This window comes from Verrucomicrobiia bacterium (assembly GCA_019634625.1).
Lineage (GTDB): Bacteria > Verrucomicrobiota > Verrucomicrobiia > Limisphaerales > CAIMTB01 > CAIMTB01.
In genome coordinates, this window is the sequence record JAHCBA010000027.1 from 21859 (window position 1) to 41466 (window position 19608).

Sequence of the window (19608 nt, forward strand, 5' to 3'; positions counted from 1 at the left end):
GGCGAAGCGGCGCCTCAATGGGGCCGGATCAGATCTTGGCGTCCTGGGCGGCGGAGGAGGTCGGCCCGGCGATGGACTCACGCATGGTGGTGTCGGCCTGGACGTTCTTCATCCGGTAATAGTCCATGATGCCGAGATTGCCGGCCCGGAACGCCTCGGCCATGGCCAGGGGCACCTGGGCCTCGGCCTCGACGACACGGGCGCGCATTTCGGCGACGCGGGCGAGCATCTCCTGCTCCTGGGCGACGGCGTTGGCGCGGCGGACTTCGGCCTCGGCCTGGGCCTTGAGCTTGTTGGCTTCCGCCTGTTCGGACTGGAGTTTGGCCCCGATGTTCTCGCCGATGTCGATGTCGGCGATGTCGATGGAAAGGATCTCGAAGGCCGTGTTGGAATCGAGGGCCTTGCTCAGGACCGTGTTGGAGATGCGGTCCGGGTTTTCGAGGACGTCCTTGTAGGTGGTGCTGGAGCCGATGGTGGTGACGATGCCCTCGCCGACGCGGGCAACGATGGTGTCCTCGGTGGCACCTCCAACGAAACGTTCGAGGTTGGTACGGACGGTGACGCGGGCCTTGACCTTGACGGCGATGCCGTCTTTGGCGACGGCGTCGATGGTGTTCTTGCCGGAATTCGGGTTGGGGCAGTCGATGACACGGGGGTTGATCGAGGTTTTGACGGCCTCGATGACGTTCTTGCCGGTGCCCTTGGTGGCGAGGTCGATGGCGCAACCGCGGTCGAAGTCGAGGTGAATGCCCGCCTTCTGGGCATTGATCAGGGCCTGGATGACCATCATGACGTTGCCGCCGGCGAGGTAATGGGTGGAGAGGTCGTCAATGGCGACCTTGCGATCGCCGCTGGATTCGTCACGGACGCGGAGGCCGGACTTGATGGCATTGATGCGGGCATCGACGACCATGCCGACGGGGACTTTCCGGAGCTTCAGGGAGATCAGTTCCATGAAACCGACCGGGGCGCCGGACGACCAGGCGCGGATCCAGATGGCGCCGAAGTTGAGGAGGACGAGGATGACGACTAAGCCGACAATGGCCAGCAGGCCAAGCAGACCGACTGTGATGAGTTCTCCGAGGGGCATGGTGATGTTCCGAGGGTTTCCCGAGATGTTGGACCGAATCAGTCTTCCGTCGCGCGCACGACCACGCGCATCCCTTCCACGGCGACGACACGGAGGGGAGAACCGCGCTGCACCATGGCGCCTTCCGTCACCACGTCAACCCGCTGGCCGTCGATCAAGGCGGTGCCGGACGGCCGGAGCGGGGTGAGGGCAGTGCCGGTCTTGTGCAGCAGTTGGGGGCGCTCGGTCCGAATCTCTCCGACCTCCCCGGCCGACACAAAGCGGCGGCCAAGGCGGCTGTTGGGGAAGTAGCGGAACCAGGCGAAGACTCCGACGCTGAAGAGTCCGGTGACGGCGACAAGGGTGAAGTTCCCGGCGGGGACGCCGAGGTCGCGGTAAGCGACGACCACGGCACCGATCAGGCAAATCACCCCCAGGCTGCCGGCGATCAATCCGGGCAGGACAGTCTCCAAGGCCAGCAGGACGAGACCAGCGACCAGGAGGGTGATGACCAGCGCCATGGGGGAAGGCTAGCAGGAGGGCGGGTCCGACCGCCAGCGGTCTCTTGCGGGGAATTCGGCGTCTGCACGGCAATCGCGGAGACGGGAGGAGTTGGCTGTGGTGTTGATTTCGCAATCGATCGGCAGAGGTGAACTCCCTGGGCTACATGAAGCGGGACTAAACACTCGAAGACTGAGGCAATGCCCCGACCAGCACACCACGGCCTCTGAGGCGCCATCTACCCCACCGCATCCACACGGAGATCGCGCAACACGGCAACTCCTGGAATCGGGGCGCCTCGAATGATCCGTGCGCCGCTCTTGCGTCGCTTGCCGAACTTGTCCCGGTGCCGCTCCCACATCTGGTCCACGAACTCCTTCGAGCCCAGGAACACCCCGTCGGTCATGTGCCGGATCCGTAGGCGCAGGATCTGGCCCAGCGGCAGTTGACCGCCCCGCGCCAGTTCCGCCCGGATCGCCTCCGGATCCAGCACCCGCTTGTCGCTCCGCCCTGACGTCCCGCCAATCACGTAAAGCGCCAGGCGATATTCTGCTGACGCTGTGCTCCAGTCGGCTGCGCCCAGAAAGCCCATGATTCCGCGGCGGATGACCTTGTCGCCGGTGAGGGCGGCGGCGTAGCCGCAGAAGCGGTAGTCCTTGGGATCGTTGACCAGTCCGGCGCGGACGGGGTTGAGGTCGATGTAGGCGGCGATGGCGCGGAGGGTGCTGGGGCAGTCCTCCACCAGGACACTGCGGAAGCGTTCGCCCCAGAGGTAGCCGGTACGGTCATGACGGCGGTTGTACCAGCGGGAGAAGCGTTGCTTGAACTCCTGGAGGAAGACGGAGAGGTCGGCGATTCGGGAGAGGACCGCCTGGCGGATGTCGTCGGGGATGGGCTGGCCCCTGTTGAGGGCGGCGCGGGCGAGGGTGGGGAGGGTGGCCTTTGGGCCGTAGAAGTCCTCGAGTTTGGCGAGGATGACGTCGTCCGGGAGGGAGTCTGGTAGGGGTTTGGGCGGGACGCGGATGAGGAGGTGGAAGTGGTTGGACATCATGCAGAAGGTGATGATGTCGATGTCGCAGAAGCGAGCGAGGTGGTGGAGGATATTGAGGAGTTGGTGTTTGGCGGAATCGTCGAGGAGAGGAAGGCGACCGGCGACGCGGGACATGCAGTGATAGACCGCCGGGAGGGAGGGATCGGCCTTGATGCGGGGGATTCTCATTGGGGTGGGGGTATGAGGGGTATCAGGGGTGGCAGTGATGTGGGAGAGGCGGGTGCAGGTGAACGGAATGGTGAGGCAGAGGATGAGCCATGGAGTTGGAGGAGGCAATAATAAAGCGCCTGACCCACTATAAAAGTCGCGCTCGGCGACTTTGGCGGTCGCCGTTGGGGGGGGGGGGGAACTGCAGGCATTCGCGGGTCCGGGCTTGGCAAGGGGAAGGAGGATGCCGCATGTCTGGGCGGATGATGGCGCGACGACCTGCGGCGGTGGTGTTCGATCTGGGGCGGGTGCTGCTGGATTTCGATTACGGGCTGGTGGTGGGGCGGGTGGCAGCGAAGGCCGCGACCGGGACGGCGGAATTGCAGCGGATCTTTCTCGAATCGCCGCTGCTTCCCGCCTACGAGCGGGGCGAACTGAGTTCGGAGGGATTCTATGAGGCAGTGCGGGAGGCGACAGGGTTCCGGGGCGACTATCCGGAGTTCGCCGGGTACTTCGCCGACATTTTTTCGGAGATTCCGCCGATGGTGGCGCTGCACGAGGTCCTGCGGGCCAGCGGTGTGCCAACCTTCATTTTCTCGAACACGAATGCCCTGGCCATCGAGCATATCCGCCGAAACTTCCCGTTCTTCGGGCGCTTCGACGGTTATGTGCTGTCGTATGAGCACGGGTCGATGAAGCCCAGCGCGCCGCTGTACGAGGTGGTGGAACGACTGACCGGGCGATCGGGAGCGGATCTGCTCTACCTCGACGATATGGCGGAGAATGTGGCGGCGGGACGTGACCGCGGCTGGCAGGCGATCCACCACGTGAACCCAGCGGATTCGCGATCCCGGGTGGCGGCGACAGGACTGCTGGGGTGAGGGTTGAGGACTGAAGACTGAGACCTGAGGCCTGAAGCCTGAAGCCTGAAACCTGAAACCTGAAACCTGAAACCTGAAACGACTTAAGACTTTTCGTTGCGCTGCCGCAGCGCGACGAAAAGTCGGGTTGAACTGAACCTGAAGGCTGAAGGCTGAAGGGGCGGGGTCAGCGTTCGGGGAACTCGAAGGTGATCTTGCTCTTGTCGCCAAGAACGAGATGGGCGGAGAAGTGTTTCCCGGTCTTGCGGGAGACGAACTTGTCCAGGAGATCGGTGCGGCCTTCGCGGAGGAGCCTGGCCATCTGGTCGCGTTCGAGGGGTTGTTCGAGGATGGTGCGCCCGGACTTGAACTTGCAGGGGCGGGTGGGGCGCTGGGTGTTTTCGCAGAGGTATTCGTCGGCCATTTCGAAGACCTGACCCTGGCAGCGGGGGCAGGTGCCGACGGGTGTGAGGCCGGTGAAGTTGACGGGGGGCGGGGGCGGTCCCTTCTCTTTGGGTGCAGCGGCCTTGGCGCGGGGCTGGCGGGGGGCGAATTCGAAGCTGACCTTGCCCTCCTTGAGGACGAGGAAGGCCTCGAATTTCCTTCCGGTGCGGTTGGAGACGAATTCCTTGAGGAGGTCGGTCTTGCCTTCGGCCAGGAGTTTTCGGACCTGGGCGGGGTCAAGGGGCTGCTGCAGGATGGTCTTGGAGGAGCTGAAGTCGCAGGACTTCGACGGGCCAACGGCGCGTTCGCAGACGTACTTCATGCCGGCGTCGAAGACGTTGGAGGAGCACTTCGGGCAGGGGCCGAGCGGGGTCTGGCCGGTGAAATCCGGGGCGGTGGCGCCGGCCGCATCGTTGCCCTCGGCATCCTTGCCGTTGCCGAAGTCGAACTCCGCTTTGAAGTCGGGCCCCGGGCCGAGCTTCATCATGGCGTCGAAGGGGCGCCCCTGCTTGCTGCGGAAACCGCGGAGGGGTCCGACACGACTCTGGCGGATGAGTTCCTCGACCTCCTCGGGTTCGAACTGGCGGCCGAGAATGATTTTGTACACGGACCACGAGCAGCCCTGGCACTGGAAGGTCTTGTAGGTTTCGTGGATCACGCCGCCGCATCGGGGGCAGGGGATCTGAAGGCGACCGAAATCGCCGGGGATGGTGTCGTTGTCGTAGCTCTTGGCGCGGTTGACGATTTCCTCGGTGAGGGAGCGGATTTCGGTCATGAAGACGTCGCGACCGAGGTCGCCACGTTCCATGCGCTTGAGTTTGTGCTCCCATTCGCCGGTGAGGGCGGGACGGGTCAGGGTTTCGACGCCGAGTCCGTTGAGGAGGACCATGAGGGAGAAGGCCTTGGCGGTCGGCTGAAGTTCCTTGCCCTGGCGGACGATGTAGTGGTCCTCGATGAGACCCTCGATGATCTGGGCACGGGTGGCGGGCGTGCCGAGGCCCTTTTCGGCCATGGCCTCGCGGAGGTCGTCGTCCTCGACGAGTTTTCCCGCGCCTTCCATGGCGCTGAGGAGGGTGGCTTCGGTGTAGCGCGGGGGCGGCTTGGTGCGGCTGGCCTTCACCTCGATGTCCGAGGTCTGGACGGTTTCGCCGGGCGTCACCGGGGTGAGCACCGGGGCGTCGCCGGTGGCCTGAACCTCCTTGCCGTACACCTCGAGCCAGCCGGGCTTCACCAGGACCTTGCCGACGCTCTTGAAGGGTTCCCCCTCGACGCGGGTGATGCGGACGGTTTCGAGGAACTCGGCTGCCGGGAAGAACACAGCCAGGAACCGGCGGGTGACGAGGTCGTAGATCTTCTGTTCGGGCTCGGTGAGCGACCTGGGCGGTTCCGGGGTCGGGATGATGGCGAAATGGTCGCTGACCTTGGCGTTGTTGAACACGCGGCGGTTGCCCGGGCGGACCCAGTCCTGGGCCAGGATCTTGTTGGCGAGGGGGGTGTAGCCACCGGCGGCAGCTTCGAGGGCGGAGAGCGTTTTGCGGACGGTGGCGGGGTAATCCTCGGGGAGGTGCCGGGAATCGGTTCGCGGGTAGGTGAGGACCTTGTGGCGCTCGTAGAGGGCCTGGGCGATGGCGAGGGTGTTCTTGGCGCTGAAGCCGAACCGCCCGTTGGCCTCGCGTTGCAGCGAGGTGAGGTCGAAGAGCAGCGGCGAAAGCTGGGTGGTGGGTTTGCTCTCCTCGGTCACGATGCCGGGCCGCCCCAGGCAACGCTCGCGGATCGACACGGCCCGTGCTTCCTCCCAGATCCGTTCCGCACGCAGGTCCGGATCACCATCCTTGCCGTCCGGCCGTTGAAAACGCTCATCGAACCAGCGTCCGGGGTAGGGACCGGCGGCGGCGTCGAAGGTGGCCATCACCTCCCAGTAATCGCGGGTGACGAAGTCGCGGATCTTCTGTTCGCGTTCGACGACGATGGCGAGGGTGGGGGTCTGGACGCGGCCGACGGGGGTTTTGTTGAAGCCACCTGACTTGTTATTGAACGCGGTCATGGCCCGCGTGCCGTTGATCCCCACGAGCCAGTCGGCTTCGGCGCGGCAGCGGGAGGCGTCGGAGAGCGGGCGCATTTCGGGGTCGGACCGGAGGCGGGCGAAGCCCTCGCGGATGGCGGCGGGGGTCATCGACTGGAGCCAGAGGCGTTCGACGGGCTGCCTGGCGCCGGTGAAGGCCGCGATGTTGCGGAAGATGAGTTCGCCCTCCCGCCCGGCATCGCAGGCGTTGATCAGGCGGTCCACGTCCTTGCGCTTGATCAGGCGGGTGAGGGTCTTGAGCCGGTTCTCGTTCTTTTCGATGGGCACCAGGGTGAAGTGGGGCGGCAGATGCGGGAGGGCATTGAAGGTCCACTTGCCGCGCTTCACCTCGTGCTCCTCGGGGACGGCCAGTTCGAGGAGATGGCCGACGGCGGACGAGAGCAGGTACTGATCGCTCTCGAAGTAGTCGTCGTGCTTCTTAAAGCCCCCGAGCGCCCGAGCGATGTCGGTGGCGACGGAGGGTTTCTCGGCGATGATGAGTGCCTTGGCCATGACCAGAGGTGGGCGGCTTCTACACCACGGCCCTTGCGAGGCGCAACCGTTTGGTCTCCGGAATGTGCGATTCGGGCGCATCTCCGAGTTGTCGGTACCGAGCCAGCGAATCGGAGGGACGAGCTCCGCGAGTCCTCAACCGAACGCTCCACACCGTTGCGGCCTCGTGGAACTCGGCCCTCCGAGGTGCCATTTGGCGGAGTTCGCACCTCTCCCCACAACTTCGGGATGCACGGACGAGGGAGGGGCGATGGCGAATCCTGTGGCGCGGGGTGGGGGGTTCGGGTATGACGCTCCGCATGTTCGACCTCCTCGCAGAATCTCCGGACGATCGTGCCCGTTTATGCGGGCGGGGGCATTCCCGGCGCGAATTTCTCCAAGTCGGTGCGTTGGCGGCGCTTGGGCTTTCCCTGCCCCAATACCTCCGGGCCAGTCAGACAGGCCTGGTCAAGCCGGGACACGACCATCGTTCGTGCATCCTGATCTTCAATCTCGGGGGGCCGAGCCATCTGGATTTATGGGACATGAAGCCGGAGGCGCCCAGTGAAGTGCGGGGGCCGTTCCAGGCGATCCGGACGAAGTCCGATGCCTTCGAGATCTCCGAGCTGCTCCCCCGGCACGCGGCACTGGCCGACAAATTTTCGCTGGTGCGGTCGTGTCATCATGACGGCGCGGCGGTGCACGACGCCGGCTGGCAGATGTTGCAGACGGGGCGCCGGTTCACGGGGGGGATCCACACGCCGCACGCGGGGGCGGTGGTTTCGCATTTGATGGGCCGCAAGACGGACCTTCCGCCGTTCGTGGTGCTGCCGGAACTGATGGGGAGGGGCGGGGGCAATCTGCCGAACGGCCAGGCCGGGGGTTTCCTGGGGAAGGCGCACGATCCGTTCGCGCTGATGGCCGATCCGTCACAGGAGGACTTCCGGGTGCCGGATCTGCTGCCGCCCGACCAGATGGCGGCCACGCGGCTCGATCGTCGGCGGCGGATGCGGGACATTGTGGACGGGGTGGTGAAGGCGTTCGAGGCGAGCGAGGATGCGCGGCTGCTGGACGAGAATTTTCACGCGGCGTTCCGGCTGATGACCAGCGAGCAGGCACGGGCGGCGTTCGATTTGACGCGGGAGCCGGTGGCGGTGCGGGAGCGGTACGGGATGAACCGGTTTGGGCAGTGTTGTCTGCTGGCGCGCCGGCTGGTGGAGAGCGGGGTGCGGTTTGTCACCATCAACACGTTTCTGACCGTGTTCGACGAGATCACCTGGGACATCCACGGCTCGAAGCCGTTCACCTCGATCGAGGGGATGAAGGACATCGTGTGTCCGATGTACGACCAGGCGTACAGCGCGCTGATCGAGGATCTCGATCAGCGGGGAATGCTGGGGGACACGATGGTGGCGAATCTGGCGGAATTCGGGCGGACGCCGAAGGTGAATCCGGCGGGTGGGCGGGACCACTGGCCGCAGTGTTTCACGGTGTACTTCGCGGGGGGCGGCGTGCGCGGGGGGCGGGTGGTGGGGGCGAGCGATCCGGTGGGTGGATTTCCGGCGGAGCGTCCGGTGGTGCCGGGGGATCTGGTGGCCACGATTTTCCACAGTCTGGGGCTGGATCACACGGCGCATCTGCCGGGGCCTGGCGGACGGCCGTTTCCGCTCACCGATCTTGGCACTGAACCCATCCGGGAGCTGTTCGCATGAGGCCGATCGTCCGGGCGAAGGTGTGGGCGGTGGCGGCCTGGGTGGCGGCCTGGGGGGGACTGGGGGCGGCGGCGTGGGGCGCGGAAGCGGTGCCGAGCTTCCGTCACGACATCCTTCCGATCCTGTCGCAGGCGGGGTGCAGCACCGGGGGATGCCATGGGGCCCTGGCCGGGAAGGGCGGGTTCCGGTTGTCGCTGTTTGGCTACAATCCCGAGGCGGATTACCGGTCGATCACGCGGGAGATGCGCGGGCGGCGGGTCGAGTTGGGCGATCCGGGACGGAGCCTGCTGCTGACCAAGCCGACGACGGCGTTGCCGCACAAGGGGGGGATGCGGTTCGGGGTGGATTCGGAGGAGTACCGGCTGATGGCGGCATGGATTGCCGCGGGGTGTCCGCCGCCGCTTCCGGACGATCCGGTGCTGGAAGACCTGGAAGTGTTCCCTGCGGAGGCGCGGGGCGAGCCGGGCGGCACCATTTCACTGCGGGTACGGGCGCGGTTCAGCGACGGGACGGAACGGGACGTGACGCGGTGGGCGAAGTTCACGTCGACGGACGAGACGGTGGCCAGCGTGGACCGGGCGGGAACGGTGACCGTGCTGGGCCACGGCGAGGGAGCGGTCACGGTGTGGTATTCCGCGCGCATTGTGGCGGCCCGGGTGGTGGCGCCGTACGCGCATGCGATTCCGGGGTCGGTGTATGCCGGGGCGCCGCGTTCGGGTTTCATCGACGACCTGGTGCTGGAGCGGCTGGCGGAGCTGGCCTTGCGGCCGTCGCCGCCGGCGGACGACGCGACGTTTGTGCGGCGGGCCTTTCTGGACACCATCGGGCGGCTGCCCACGCCGGAGGAGGCGCGGGCCTTCGTGGAGGATCCATCGCCCGGGAAGCACGAGCGCCTCGCCGAACTGCTGCTGGCCCGTCCGGAGTACATCGATTTCTGGACGTACAAGTGGTCTGACATCCTGCTGGTGAGCGGGGCCAAGCTGCGTCCGCAGGCGTTGACCGCGTACTACGGGTGGATCCGGGACCAGGTGGCGCTGAACACGCCGTGGGACGAACTGGTGCGGCGGGTGGTCACGGCGCGGGGTTCCTCGGTGGAGGACGGGGCGAGCAATTTCTACGCGGTGCACCAGGACCCGGAGACCATGGCGGAGAACGTCAGCCAGGCGTTCCTGTCGCTCTCGATCAACTGTGCCAAGTGCCACGATCATCCGTTGGAGAAGTGGACCAACGACCAGTACTACGCCTTCGCCAACCTCTTTTCCCGGGTGCGGGCCAAGGGATGGGGCGGCGACGCACGGAACGGCGACGGGCGGCGGACGCTGTATGTGGAGCCCGAGGGCGAGCTGATCCAGCCGCGCACCGGCAAGCCGCAGCCGCCGGCGCCGCTGGACGGGGAGCCGCTGGATCCGGACGACGCGGAGGATCGCCGGGTGCGGTTGGCGGAGTGGCTCACGGATCCGGAGAATCCGTACTTCACGCGGGCGATCGTCAACCGGGTTTGGGCGCACTACCTCGGGGTGGGCCTGGTGGATCCGGTGGACGATCTGCGGGTGTCGAATCCGGCGAGCAACGAGCGGCTCCTCGACGCGCTCTCGGCGTTCCTGGTGGAGCGGCGGTACGATCTGAAGGCGCTGAAGCGACTGATCCTGGTGTCGCAGACTTACCGGCGTTCGAGCGAGGTGCTCGAGGAGAACCGGGAGGATCGGCGGCACTACTCGCGGTTTTATCCGCGGCGCCTGACGGCGGAAGTGCTGAAGGACGCCATCGCCGATGTGACCGGGGTGGGCGACACGTACACGGAGATTCTGCTGAGCGACGGATCGACGGAGAAGACCGCGCTGTATCCTGGCGAGACGCGGGCGCTGCAACTGAAGGACTCCGCGGTGCGATCGTATTTTCTGAAGACCTTTGGGCGGAACCAGCGGGAGATCACCTGCGAATGCGAACGGTCAAACCAGCCGAACCTGATCCAGGTGCTGCATCTGGCGAACGGCAGCACGATCAACGAGAAGCTGGCATCCCGGGAGGGCCGGGTGACGCAGTTGCTGGCCACCGACCCGGCGCCGGAACGCATCCTGGAGGAGGCGTGGATGCGGAGTTTCAGCCGGGCGCCGTCGGAGGCGGAACGGCGCGAGTTCGGGTTGCTCCTGGCCGACGCGGGTCCCGAGGGGCGGCGCGAGGCGGTCGAGGACCTGTTCTGGGCGCTGCTGACGTCGCGCGAGTTTCTTTTCCAGCACTGATCCGTACTCCCATGCGCACGCTGCTTTTGCTCGTCGTTGTCGCCGGATGCGGCGGAATGCTGGCCCGGGCCGACGCGGGGTTGACCTACGAGCGCGACATTGCGCCGATCTTCCGGGCCTATTGTGCGGGGTGCCACAACGACCGGGACGCGGAGGGGGAATTCTCGGTCGAGACCTTTGCGCGGCTGCGGGGGGGCGGGTCGGACCATGGCGATCCGATCGTTCCGGGCGATCCCGAGGGATCGTTTCTCATCCGATCGCTGGAGCGGAAGGCGCGACCGTTCATGCCGCCGCGCGACGAGGCGCCGGTCCCGCCTTCGGAGATCGAGCGCTTGAAGCGGTGGATTGCGGGGGGCGCTGCGGGTCCGGAGGACGACCGGTCGATCCTGGAAACGCTGGTGACCCCGACATTGCCGGGTGCGCCCGGGCCGTCGCCGGTGCTGGCCGTGGCGGCTTCCCCTCACGGTACGCTGCTGGCGGTGGGACGGGCGGACGGCATCGAGGTGCGGGATGCCGAGACGGGGGAGGTGTGGGTGGTGCTTCGGGACCTGCCTGGCAAGGTCAACGCGCTTCAATTCTCGACGGACGGGACCCGGTTGTTGGCGGCGACGGGCATTCCCGGGTTGCGGGGGGTGGCGATTCTGTTCGACCTGGCCTCGGGCGCACGGGTGCGCGAGTTCGGGGGGCATTCGGACATTCTGTACGACGCCGAGTTTTCGCCGGACCAGACTTTGGTGGCGACCGGGGGGTACGACCGGGAGATCCGATTGTGGCAGGTGTCCGACGGGGCGCTGATCCGGACGTTGGCGGTGCATCAGGGGGCCATCTTTGATCTGGCGTGGCATCCCGGGGGCCGGGTGCTGGCGTCGGCCAGCGCGGATGAGACGGTGAAGCTTTGGCGCGTGCCGGACGGGCTGCGGTTGGACACGCTGAACCAGCCGCAGGGGGAGCTGATGTCGGTGGCCTTCACACCGGACGGGCGGCACATCCTGGCGGCGGGAGCGGACAAGCGGATCCACCTGTGGCGGTTTGTGTCCCGTGACGCTCCGGCCTTGAATCCGCGGCTGCAATCGCGGTTTGCGCACGAGACGGCCATCCACGCCCTGGCCCTGAGCGCCGATGGACGATTCGTGCTGTCGAGCGCGGACGATCACACGCTCAAGTTATGGAGCCTGCCGGACCTCGAGTGGATCCAGGAGTATCCCGTCCAGCCCGATGTGGTGGCTGCGGCGGTTGCCATGCGGCATCCCGCCCGGTTTTACCTCGGACGGATGGATGGCTCGACCGCCACGCTGCCGGGGTTGTCGGGCGACCGGATGGGCGAACCCGGGCCGCAGCCCCTGAGGCTTGCCGCCGTGGCGGCGTCAGCCCCGGAGTTGGAGGGTGTCGAGGCGGTTGCCGCCGGGGGGCAGTCGGCGTCGGCGCCGGCGCGGGTGCAGGAGCGCGAGCCGAACGATGTTCCGGGCGATGCGCAGGGCGTGACGTGGCCGGTGGAGATCGAGGGGAGCATCGACCGGCCGGGGGATGCGGACCTGTTCCGGTTTCAGGCGCGGGCTGGCGAGCCGATGTGGTTGGAAGTCATCGCGGCCCGGGCGCAATCGCGATTGGATTCGCGGATCGAGGTGTTGCATGCCGACGGCCGGCCGGTCGAGCAGGTGGTGCTTCAGGCCACCAAGGATTCGTGGTTCACGTTTCGCGGGAAGGACTCCGACACTTCGGACGACTTCCGGGTGCACAACTGGGCGGAGATGGAGCTGGACGAGTACCTGTATGCCAATGGCGAGGTGGTGCGGTTGTGGCTGTACCCGCGGGGACCGGATTCCGGGTTCAAGGTTTATCCGGGTGAAGGACGCCGCCACACGTTCTTTTCGACCACACCGCTGGTTCACGCCCTGGGCGCACCGTGCTACATCGTCACGCCTTACCCGCCGGGATCGGATCCGGCGCCCAACGGGCTGCCGGTGTTCCGGCTCAACTACGTCAACGACGATGATCCTTCCCGGCGGCATGGGACCGACTCGATGCTGCCCTTCACCGCCCCGGCCGACGGGGAGTATCTGGCCCGGGTCACGGATGTCCGCGGGTTTGGGGAAGGGAGCGGATTTCACTACGTCCTCGCCCTTCGCGCGCCGCGGCCGGACTTCGAGGTGAGCCTCCAGGGGCTGAATCCCAAGGTCAGTCCTGGCAGTGGTCGCGAGCTGATCTTCCGGGCCCAGCGCCACGAGGGCTTCGACGGTCCGATTCGGATTGAGGTGAACGGTCTGCCGTCGGGATGGGACACCAGCGCACCGGTCGAGATCGAGGCGGGGCAGGTGGGGGCGGTCGCCGTGTTGTATGCGGGGGCCGACGCGGGGGATCCGGATGACGAGGCGGATCGTGCGGTGACGGTGACCGCGACCGCGGTGATTGCGGGGCGGGAGGTGAAGAAACCCATCGGCGGACTCGGCAACCTCCAATTGGGCGCGCCGCCCAAGGTTACCGTGGAGATTCTGCCCTCCGAGGATCGGTCGGTGGTGCAGACGCGCCCGGACGGGCTGCTGGAGTTTTCGCTGCGACCTGGCGAGACCCTCACCGCGAGGGTGCGTGCGACGCGGCACGATTTCGAGGGGCGGATCGAGTTTGGAAACGAGGATTCGGGCCGCAACCTGCCGCATGGACTTTATGTGGACAACATTGGGCTCAACGGGCTCCTCATTGTGGAAGGGCAGTCGGAGCGGGAATTCTTCATCACCGCCGCTCCCAAGGCGCAACCGGGCAGCCGGTTGTTTCACCTGCGGGCGCGGGCCGATGATGGGCAGGCTTCTCGACCGGCACTGATCCGGGTGCTGCCGGTCGAGGCGTTGGCGACGCTTCCCGGACGATAGTCGGTCGATGCATCCGTGGACGCGCGGCGTGCCGCCTGACGGTACATCCCGAATTCTGGGTTCAGCGTGCAGGGGCTTGGGATTGGAGCAGGGTAGTGGGGAATGATTCTGGCCGGCTGAAGCCGGGACACCGAGCTAGGGCGGACAAGGGAGCCCATCGGGTCCGCGAACTCCTTCTTCTCCGGGCACACCCCAGCCCGTTGGTGATGTGCCGGATCCGCACTCGCAGGATCTGTCCCAGCGACGTTCGCCCATTCCCGGATGCCCCGCGCTGTCCGGTTCTGCCCGGCTTGCCTCCAACCCCGCCAGCCTCTCCGTGCTGCCTTCCAGTCCTAATAAAGTAAAGAGTCAGGCTAAGCAATCTTGACCGCGATTGAGCTTCGGTCCTCGAGGGATCTCCTTCCCTTCCGGCGCTCCCATTCAGGACCTGGTTGGGGATCGTCTACAATCAATTATAAAATGCCGGGCAATTTAATTGGATAGTCAACAATAAAGAGTCGGGCAGTCTATTTGTTTATCAACAAGAAAGAGTCTGGCGGATAATTTTTTTGGTTCAGACGCTTGCCGGGAACCTGAGTGCGAGGCGCCGGTTTAGGGTCGGGGTCCATTCGCGGCAAATCCGTTGCGTTTCCGGGGAGGGTGGGGAAGGTCGCCTTGGCCCCGTACCATCATGAACTTGATCCATGTACAATCGCTTCCCGAGGGAGGCGCAGTGAAGTCCGGGGGACCGGGCGATGGCCCCGGGATTCAAGGGAAGTCCATCTGGGGTGGCTGGCCCCGTGCGGTCTGGCGGCGGGTTGGGGCGGGTGCCGTGTTGGGGGGCCTGCTGGTTGCTTCGGGATGGGCGGGAGCGGCTTCCTTGGGGATTCGTACGGTATTCCAGCAGTATGATCTTTCGATCTCCTGGGTGGAGGACGGCGAATGGGGTGGCGTGACCCGGACCAGCAGCAGCAGCGGCATCATCGGTGCGGCTCGGACGCCCGGCGATTCGGCGGCGGCGGGAGCCTGGGTGGGAACCGGGGGGATGGGCATCAGCGGGTATTGCGCGGAGGTGGACGGAGCGGGGATTTCGGCGTGGGCGGAGGGCACGTGGGTGTTTCAGCCCGAATGTCCGGTGCTCGTACTGACCCTTGAGGGCCACTACCGCTACAACTACTACGCGTGGGAGCAGACGCTGGAGGTATCGCTCTGGGATATCACCGCGGGGCGAAGCCTGGTGACCTACTTCGGGGACAACTTTGAGTATGGCGAAGTGCCTCCTGAGGTCAGGTTCGAGGTGGATCCGACGCATCTGTACCGGTTCGTGCTCAAGGGGTCGATGTATGCCTACGCCTCGAAGGACGTGGATATCGAGGTGCGAACGACGCTGCGGTCCGTGCGGCCGGTCCCCGAGACGGCATCGAGTCTCGGGCTTCTGATTCTGGCGATGACGGTGGGGTGCGCGGTGGTGCGGCGGGGTCACCAGACTCCAAAGGCGCCGTCGGCGCCCCAGAGATGCGAGGCGCGGTAGGCACGCATGCGTGACATGGGGCGCCAGGCGGCCGAGCCGTCGAGAAGGGCGACGTTGCCGCCGCGCCCGCCGATGTCGGCGGGAGTCTGGTCGAAGAGGCGGTCGTCCTGATCGAAGTGATCTTCTTCGCGGACGATGGGGCCGCGGGCGCCGTGGGGGGCGAGGATGCGCTGGAAGCTGGGGCAATAGACGTTGAGGTCGGCGACGAGGACGAGGGTCGGGTCGTCGCCGGACTTCTGGGGAGAGGTCCAGCGATTGGTGGAGCCGGGCACGGCGTCCCAAGGGGTGCCGGGATGTCCGCCGAGGTAGTGATAGGCGATGGCGATGCCGTAGTCGTCGTGGAGGCGCCAACCTTCGCGACGTTCCATCCAACGGGTGAGGTTGGGACAATCGAGGGAGCGGAGATCGCCTGCGTACCGGAGGAGGTTGGTTTTGGAGGCGTGGGAGAGGATGGGGGTGTGGGTATCGTTGGGATTGCTGTTGTCGGTGCCACCGGGGGGGAGCCGGTCTTCGTGATCACCGGCGTAGAGGTGGGCGGCGAGGACGAATTGGCGCTGGAGGTTGAGGCAGGCGGTTCGGCGGGCGCGTTCGCGGGCGTTGGCGAGAGCGGGCAGGAGCATGGACGCGAGAATCCCGATGATGGCGATGGTGACGAGCAATTCGACCAGCGTGAAGGCGGGGTTGGTGGCTGGGAGGGTGGACGGGCGTTGGCCGGCTTCGCCCGGACGGGATGACCGGCGCGGGTTCATGGTCGGCCCTCCCGATCTTGAACGCGGAAGAACCGGATTGGCCCGAGATCGGCAGGAAGCTCGGTGACCAGGGCATCTCCCTCGGGCTGGAGCGGGGCGAAGACGGTGGGCCAGGGCTGAGGTGGTCCGGGCAGTTCGGGAGTGCTCAGGACTTCGAGTCGCCCGGCCCAGGCGGGGTTGATTGGGGCGCCGTCGAGGCTGGCGACTTTAAGGCGGACGCCGCCGCCATTCCGGGGAAGTTCGGTGGCGAGTCGGAGCGGGGGAAGCGGGGGTGGGGCGGTGCTGAGATCGACGGCGACGATTTCGGATTGCAATGAGGAATTGCGGGCGAAGAGGACGCCGTTGGCGAGGGCGGGACGATTCCAGCAGTGGGCATGAAGGATCTTGAAGCGGCCGAGTTCGGAGTAGCCCTGGGGGTTGGGCGGAACCAGGACAAGTTCGCCGGACTCGGTGAGGACGATGAGGGAATTGGCGGCGCGGATGAGGCTGCCGAAGCCGATATTGCCGGAGCCGACTTGAGTTTGGGTCCAGCGGTTGGTGCCGGCGGACGGGTCGAGGCAGGCGAGGCGAGCCTGGGCGGAAGTGGGACTGGGGATGGCGTAGATGAATCCTTCGTGTGCCACCGGGGTGGACCAGTGGAGTTGGTAGGCATTACCGCGTTGACGGGCGGTTTCGACCGCGGTGAAGCCGGAGTCGGTGCGGCTGATCTGCCCGATCCAGGTTCCCGCGGCGTAGGCAGCGGAGGCGTGAACGTGGTTGCCAGCCACGACGGGAGAGGCGGCCGTGGACGTGTGGGAGGGGGAGAACTCGAGGCGCCAGAGGACGGCGCCGGTTTCGGGGACGACGCTGACGAGCCCGGGGAGGGTGAGGAAGATGGCCTGGGCGACGCCGTCGAGGTGGGCGAGGACGGGGGTGGCGTGGGTCAGGCCGACTTCCTGACCGCTCCAGGCGGTCGAGCCGTCGTGCTTGCGAACGGCCATCAGGCGGCGGCCGGGAGCGTTGGCATTGAGGAGGATCAGGTCACCCACCAGGAGCGGCGAGGCGGCGTTCTCCCAGGGAAGGACGGAACTGCCGAGTTCCTGGGGAAAATCGCGGATCCACGCGATGTCACCGGTCCCGGCGTGCAGGGCGAGGAGTTTCAGGTGGGACGTGATGAGATAGACGCGATCGCCATCGAGTGTGGGGGTGGAGCGGGGCCCGTCGATGCGGTCGTCGTATCCGGCGAGGTCGGTGTAACGGGCGCGTTCGACGTCCACGGCCCAGAGGGGGTCGCCGGTGGCGGCGTCGAGGGCCAGGCAGAACTCGCGTTCCCCGGAAGGGGTGGCACGCCGTTCCTGGGTGACGATCCGGCCGTGCTGCGCGGCGATCGAACTCCAGCCGGGACCGATGGGCCGGCGCCAGAGGATGCGCGGGGGCTGTTCCTCCCAGTCGGTGCGAACGGACTCCAGGGAACTGCCGTCACCGAGCGGCCCGTGGTACTGGGGCCAGTCGGCGGCGGGGAGGACGGTCGCGGTGCAGGCCAGGAGGGCGAGGGTGAGGAACGCAGTGCGCCGGGAGGCGCCGGAGCGGGGGTGGGATCGGAGACTGGCGGCGTGGCGCATGGGCGAAGGCCCCGGCCGCCGCGGGGTCAGGGCTGGGCCGAAGGGCTGTCTGGAGGTGTCGCGCCGTTGGGGGGCGGTGTCAACCTGCGTTCGACCGTGGTGCGGAGGTTTTGCAGATCCTGTTCCATCCGGCGCAGGGTCACGATGAGATCGTCCTGGCTGAGGAAGGCAGGGGGTTCGGTGGCGAGTTCCTGCATGGTCGAGACGATGATCCCGATGAAGAGATTGAGGATGGTGAAGGTGGCGACGACGATGAAGGGGACGAAGAAGGCCCAGGCCCAGGGGTGCGACTCCATGACGGGCCGGACGATGCCCATCGACCAGCTCTCGAGGGTCATGATCTGGAAGAGCGTGTAGAGGCTGCGTCCGAGAGTGCCGAACCAGTCGGGATGGGTGGGTCCGAACAGGGCGGTGACCAGCACGCCGGCGGTGTAGTAGAAGATGCTGGCGACCGCGATGACACTGGCGAGACCGGGGATGGCGTGGAGGAAGGCGGCGACGACCTTGCGGAGCTGGGGGATGATGGTGAGCAACCGGAGGACGCGGAGGACGCGGAGCGAACGGAGGACCGACCATGCACCGGAACCCGGGACGAGGGCGATGCCGACGACGGCGGCGTCGAACCAGTTCCAGCCGTTGCGCCAGAAGAGGCCGCGATAGGCGGTGAGTTTGATGCCGAGTTCGACAACGAACAGGGAGAGGCAGATCCGGTCGATGGCCACGAGCCATCCGCCGATCTGGGCGCGCAGGCTCGGGCTGGTTTCCATTCCGAGGATCACGGCGTTGATCAGGATGACAACGGTGATGGCGATTTCGACGCTGCGGGCTTCGACGCGACGGGCCAGGGACAGGCGCCAGGGGGCGGCGCGGGTAGCCAGCAGACGCTGGAGATCGAGCTCACTCACGGTGGGCGGCGGGCGGGCGCGAGCGGGGAGGGGGAACCGGACTTCCCGTCAGGGTGGTGGGAAGTCCGGGATGGGTGGCGGATCAGCGGCCCTTGGGGAGGGCGGAGCGGCCGGCGTAGACGGCGTTCCGGCCGAGGATCTGTTCGATGCGGAGGAGCTGGTTGTACTTGGCCAGGCGATCGCTGCGGCTGAGGGAGCCGGTCTTGATCTGGCCGCAGTTGGTGGCCACCGCGATGTCGGCGATGGTGGCATCCTCCGTCTCGCCGGAACGGTGGCTGAGCACTGCGGTGTAGCCGTGGAACTGGGCGAGCTGCACGGCATCGAGGGTTTCGGTGAGGGAACCGATCTGGTTCACCTTGACCAGGATCGAGTTGGCGGTGTTGGAGTCGATGCCACGGCGGAGAAACTTGACGTTGGTGACGAAGAGGTCGTCGCCGACCAGTTGGACCCGGTCGCCCAGGGCATCGGTCAGGCGCTTCCAGTTGTCCCAATCGCCTTCGGCGCAGCCGTCCTCGATACTGACGATCGGGTAGGTTTTGCAGAGCTTGACGTAGAACTCGACGAGTTGCTCGCCGGAGAGGGTTTCCCCGGTGCTTTTCTTGAAGGTGTAGGTGCCGGCGTCCTTGTTGTAGAATTCGGAGCTGGCGACATCGAGGGCGAGGTAGATCTGCTTGCCGAGCTTGTAACCGGCGTCCTTGGTGGCCTGGGCAATGGCGTCCAGAGCCGCTTCGACGCTTTCCAGTTTGGGGGCAAACCCGCCCTCGTCGCCGACGGCGGTGCTGAGGCCCTTCTTCTTCAGGACCGCCTTGAGGGCGTGAAAGATCTCGGTAATGGCCTGGAGCCCCTCGCTGAAGGTGGGGAGCCCGTGGGGCATGATCATGAATTCCTGGAAATCGATGGGGGCGTCGGAATGGGCGCCTCCATTGATGACGTTGGCCATGGGCACCGGGAGGACCTTGGCGTTGGTGCCGCCAAGGTAGCGGAACAGGGGGGAGCCGACGCAGTTCGCCGCGGCCTTCGCGTTGGCGAGCGACACTGCCAGGATCGCGTTGGCTCCGAGCCTCGATTTGGTCTCGGTGCCGTCCAGGTCGAGCATGGTGCGGTCCACGGCCAACTGGTCGAAGGCGTCCGTGCCGAGCAGTTTCGGGGCGATTCGTTCGAGGACGTTCTTGACCGCCTTCTGAACGCCCTTGCCGAGGTATCGCTTCTTGTCGCCGTCACGGAGTTCGATGGCCTCGTGCTCTCCGGTCGAGGCACCGGAGGGGACGGCTGCGCGGCCCACGGTGCCGTCGGCGAGGACGACATCGACTTCGACCGTGGGGTTGCCGCGGGAGTCGAGGATTTCGCGGGCTAGAATCTCGGTGATGGTGCTCATGGTTGGCAGTAGCTGACAGAATCGCT

The 19608-nt window shown here is 66.3% G+C and carries 13 protein-coding genes; 5 read left to right on the forward strand and 8 right to left on the reverse strand.

The annotated features are described in order from the left end of the window. Window positions 1-28 precede the first annotated feature (28 nt). The 3 genes from floA to KF833_15725 form a co-directional block, all read right to left on the reverse strand. Window positions 29-1090 carry a flotillin-like protein FloA gene (floA, locus tag KF833_15715; GenBank protein ID MBX3746756.1) on the reverse strand — a complete coding sequence of 354 codons (1062 nt, stop codon included), beginning with the start codon at window positions 1088-1090 and terminating at the stop codon, window positions 29-31. A gap of 38 nt (window positions 1091-1128) precedes the next feature. After that, window positions 1129-1590, reverse strand: a complete 462-nt coding sequence (locus KF833_15720) for a hypothetical protein (protein MBX3746757.1) — start codon at window positions 1588-1590, stop codon at window positions 1129-1131. Between the two features lie 218 nt (window positions 1591-1808). Continuing rightward, window positions 1809-2789: a transposase gene (locus KF833_15725; GenBank protein ID MBX3746758.1), complete on the reverse strand. Its 981-nt coding sequence runs from the start codon at window positions 2787-2789 to the stop codon at window positions 1809-1811. 230 nt (window positions 2790-3019) lie between these two features. On the opposite strand from KF833_15725, the gene KF833_15730 reads away from it, so the two are divergent. Beyond that, window positions 3020-3649 (forward strand): HAD family phosphatase, encoded by a 630-nt coding sequence (locus KF833_15730; GenBank protein MBX3746759.1) that lies wholly within the window; start codon window positions 3020-3022, stop codon window positions 3647-3649. 166 nt (window positions 3650-3815) lie between these two features. Here the strand turns inward: KF833_15730 and KF833_15735 are convergent, their stop codons facing one another. Further along, window positions 3816-6647, reverse strand: coding sequence for a DNA topoisomerase III (locus tag KF833_15735; GenBank protein MBX3746760.1), 2832 nt, complete (start codon window positions 6645-6647; stop codon window positions 3816-3818). Between the two features lie 299 nt (window positions 6648-6946). Between KF833_15735 and KF833_15740 the strand changes: the two genes are divergently transcribed. The 4 genes from KF833_15740 (at window position 6947) to KF833_15755 (ending at window position 14952) form a co-directional block, all read left to right on the forward strand. Then, window positions 6947-8338, forward strand: coding sequence for a DUF1501 domain-containing protein (locus KF833_15740; protein MBX3746761.1), 1392 nt, complete (start codon window positions 6947-6949; stop codon window positions 8336-8338). Beyond that, window positions 8335-10578: a DUF1553 domain-containing protein gene (locus tag KF833_15745; GenBank protein ID MBX3746762.1), complete on the forward strand. Its 2244-nt coding sequence runs from the start codon at window positions 8335-8337 to the stop codon at window positions 10576-10578. The genes KF833_15740 and KF833_15745 overlap by 4 nt, the downstream gene beginning before the upstream one ends. An 11-nt stretch (window positions 10579-10589) precedes the next feature. After that, on the forward strand, window positions 10590-13442 hold the full coding sequence (locus tag KF833_15750; protein MBX3746763.1) for a hypothetical protein: 2853 nt from the start codon (window positions 10590-10592) through the stop codon (window positions 13440-13442). Between the two features lie 670 nt (window positions 13443-14112). Next, a complete protein-coding gene (locus tag KF833_15755) occupies window positions 14113-14952 on the forward strand; it encodes a hypothetical protein (protein ID MBX3746764.1) in 840 nt (279 codons plus the stop codon). On the opposite strand, the gene KF833_15760 is transcribed toward KF833_15755, so the two are convergent. From KF833_15760 to eno, 4 genes are all read right to left on the reverse strand, one after another. Continuing rightward, a complete protein-coding gene (locus KF833_15760) occupies window positions 14901-15701 on the reverse strand; it encodes a type II secretion system protein (protein ID MBX3746765.1) in 801 nt (266 codons plus the stop codon). The two genes, KF833_15755 and KF833_15760, sit on opposite strands and share 52 nt — an antisense overlap. Continuing rightward, the gene (locus KF833_15765) at window positions 15698-17302 is read right to left on the reverse strand and encodes a PQQ-binding-like beta-propeller repeat protein (protein MBX3746766.1); all 1605 of its coding nucleotides are present in this window, start codon (window positions 17300-17302) and stop codon (window positions 15698-15700) included. The genes KF833_15760 and KF833_15765 overlap by 4 nt, the downstream gene beginning before the upstream one ends. Before the next feature lie 26 nt (window positions 17303-17328). Continuing rightward, window positions 17329-18183, reverse strand: a complete 855-nt coding sequence (locus KF833_15770; protein MBX3746767.1) for an ion transporter — start codon at window positions 18181-18183, stop codon at window positions 17329-17331. Window positions 18184-18289: 106 nt separating this feature from the next. Then, on the reverse strand, window positions 18290-19582 hold the full coding sequence (gene eno, locus KF833_15775; protein MBX3746768.1) for a phosphopyruvate hydratase: 1293 nt from the start codon (window positions 19580-19582) through the stop codon (window positions 18290-18292). Window positions 19583-19608 lie beyond the last annotated feature (26 nt).

What these genes read in the sequence shown, in the direction of transcription:
- floA (MBX3746756.1), bottom strand. Translation starts at nt 1,090, where the DNA reads ATGCCCCTCGGAGAACTCATCACAGTCGGTCTGCTTGGCCTGCTGGCC.
- KF833_15720 (MBX3746757.1), bottom strand. Translation starts at nt 1,590, where the DNA reads ATGGCGCTGGTCATCACCCTCCTGGTCGCTGGTCTCGTCCTGCTGGCC.
- KF833_15725 (MBX3746758.1), bottom strand. Translation starts at nt 2,789, where the DNA reads ATGAGAATCCCCCGCATCAAGGCCGATCCCTCCCTCCCGGCGGTCTAT.
- KF833_15730 (MBX3746759.1), top strand. Translation starts at nt 3,020, where the DNA reads ATGTCTGGGCGGATGATGGCGCGACGACCTGCGGCGGTGGTGTTCGAT.
- KF833_15735 (MBX3746760.1), bottom strand. Translation starts at nt 6,647, where the DNA reads ATGGCCAAGGCACTCATCATCGCCGAGAAACCCTCCGTCGCCACCGAC.
- KF833_15740 (MBX3746761.1), top strand. Translation starts at nt 6,947, where the DNA reads ATGTTCGACCTCCTCGCAGAATCTCCGGACGATCGTGCCCGTTTATGC.
- KF833_15745 (MBX3746762.1), top strand. Translation starts at nt 8,335, where the DNA reads ATGAGGCCGATCGTCCGGGCGAAGGTGTGGGCGGTGGCGGCCTGGGTG.
- KF833_15750 (MBX3746763.1), top strand. Translation starts at nt 10,590, where the DNA reads ATGCGCACGCTGCTTTTGCTCGTCGTTGTCGCCGGATGCGGCGGAATG.
- KF833_15755 (MBX3746764.1), top strand. Translation starts at nt 14,113, where the DNA reads ATGAACTTGATCCATGTACAATCGCTTCCCGAGGGAGGCGCAGTGAAG.
- KF833_15760 (MBX3746765.1), bottom strand. Translation starts at nt 15,701, where the DNA reads ATGAACCCGCGCCGGTCATCCCGTCCGGGCGAAGCCGGCCAACGCCCG.
- KF833_15765 (MBX3746766.1), bottom strand. Translation starts at nt 17,302, where the DNA reads ATGCGCCACGCCGCCAGTCTCCGATCCCACCCCCGCTCCGGCGCCTCC.
- eno (MBX3746768.1), bottom strand. Translation starts at nt 19,582, where the DNA reads ATGAGCACCATCACCGAGATTCTAGCCCGCGAAATCCTCGACTCCCGC.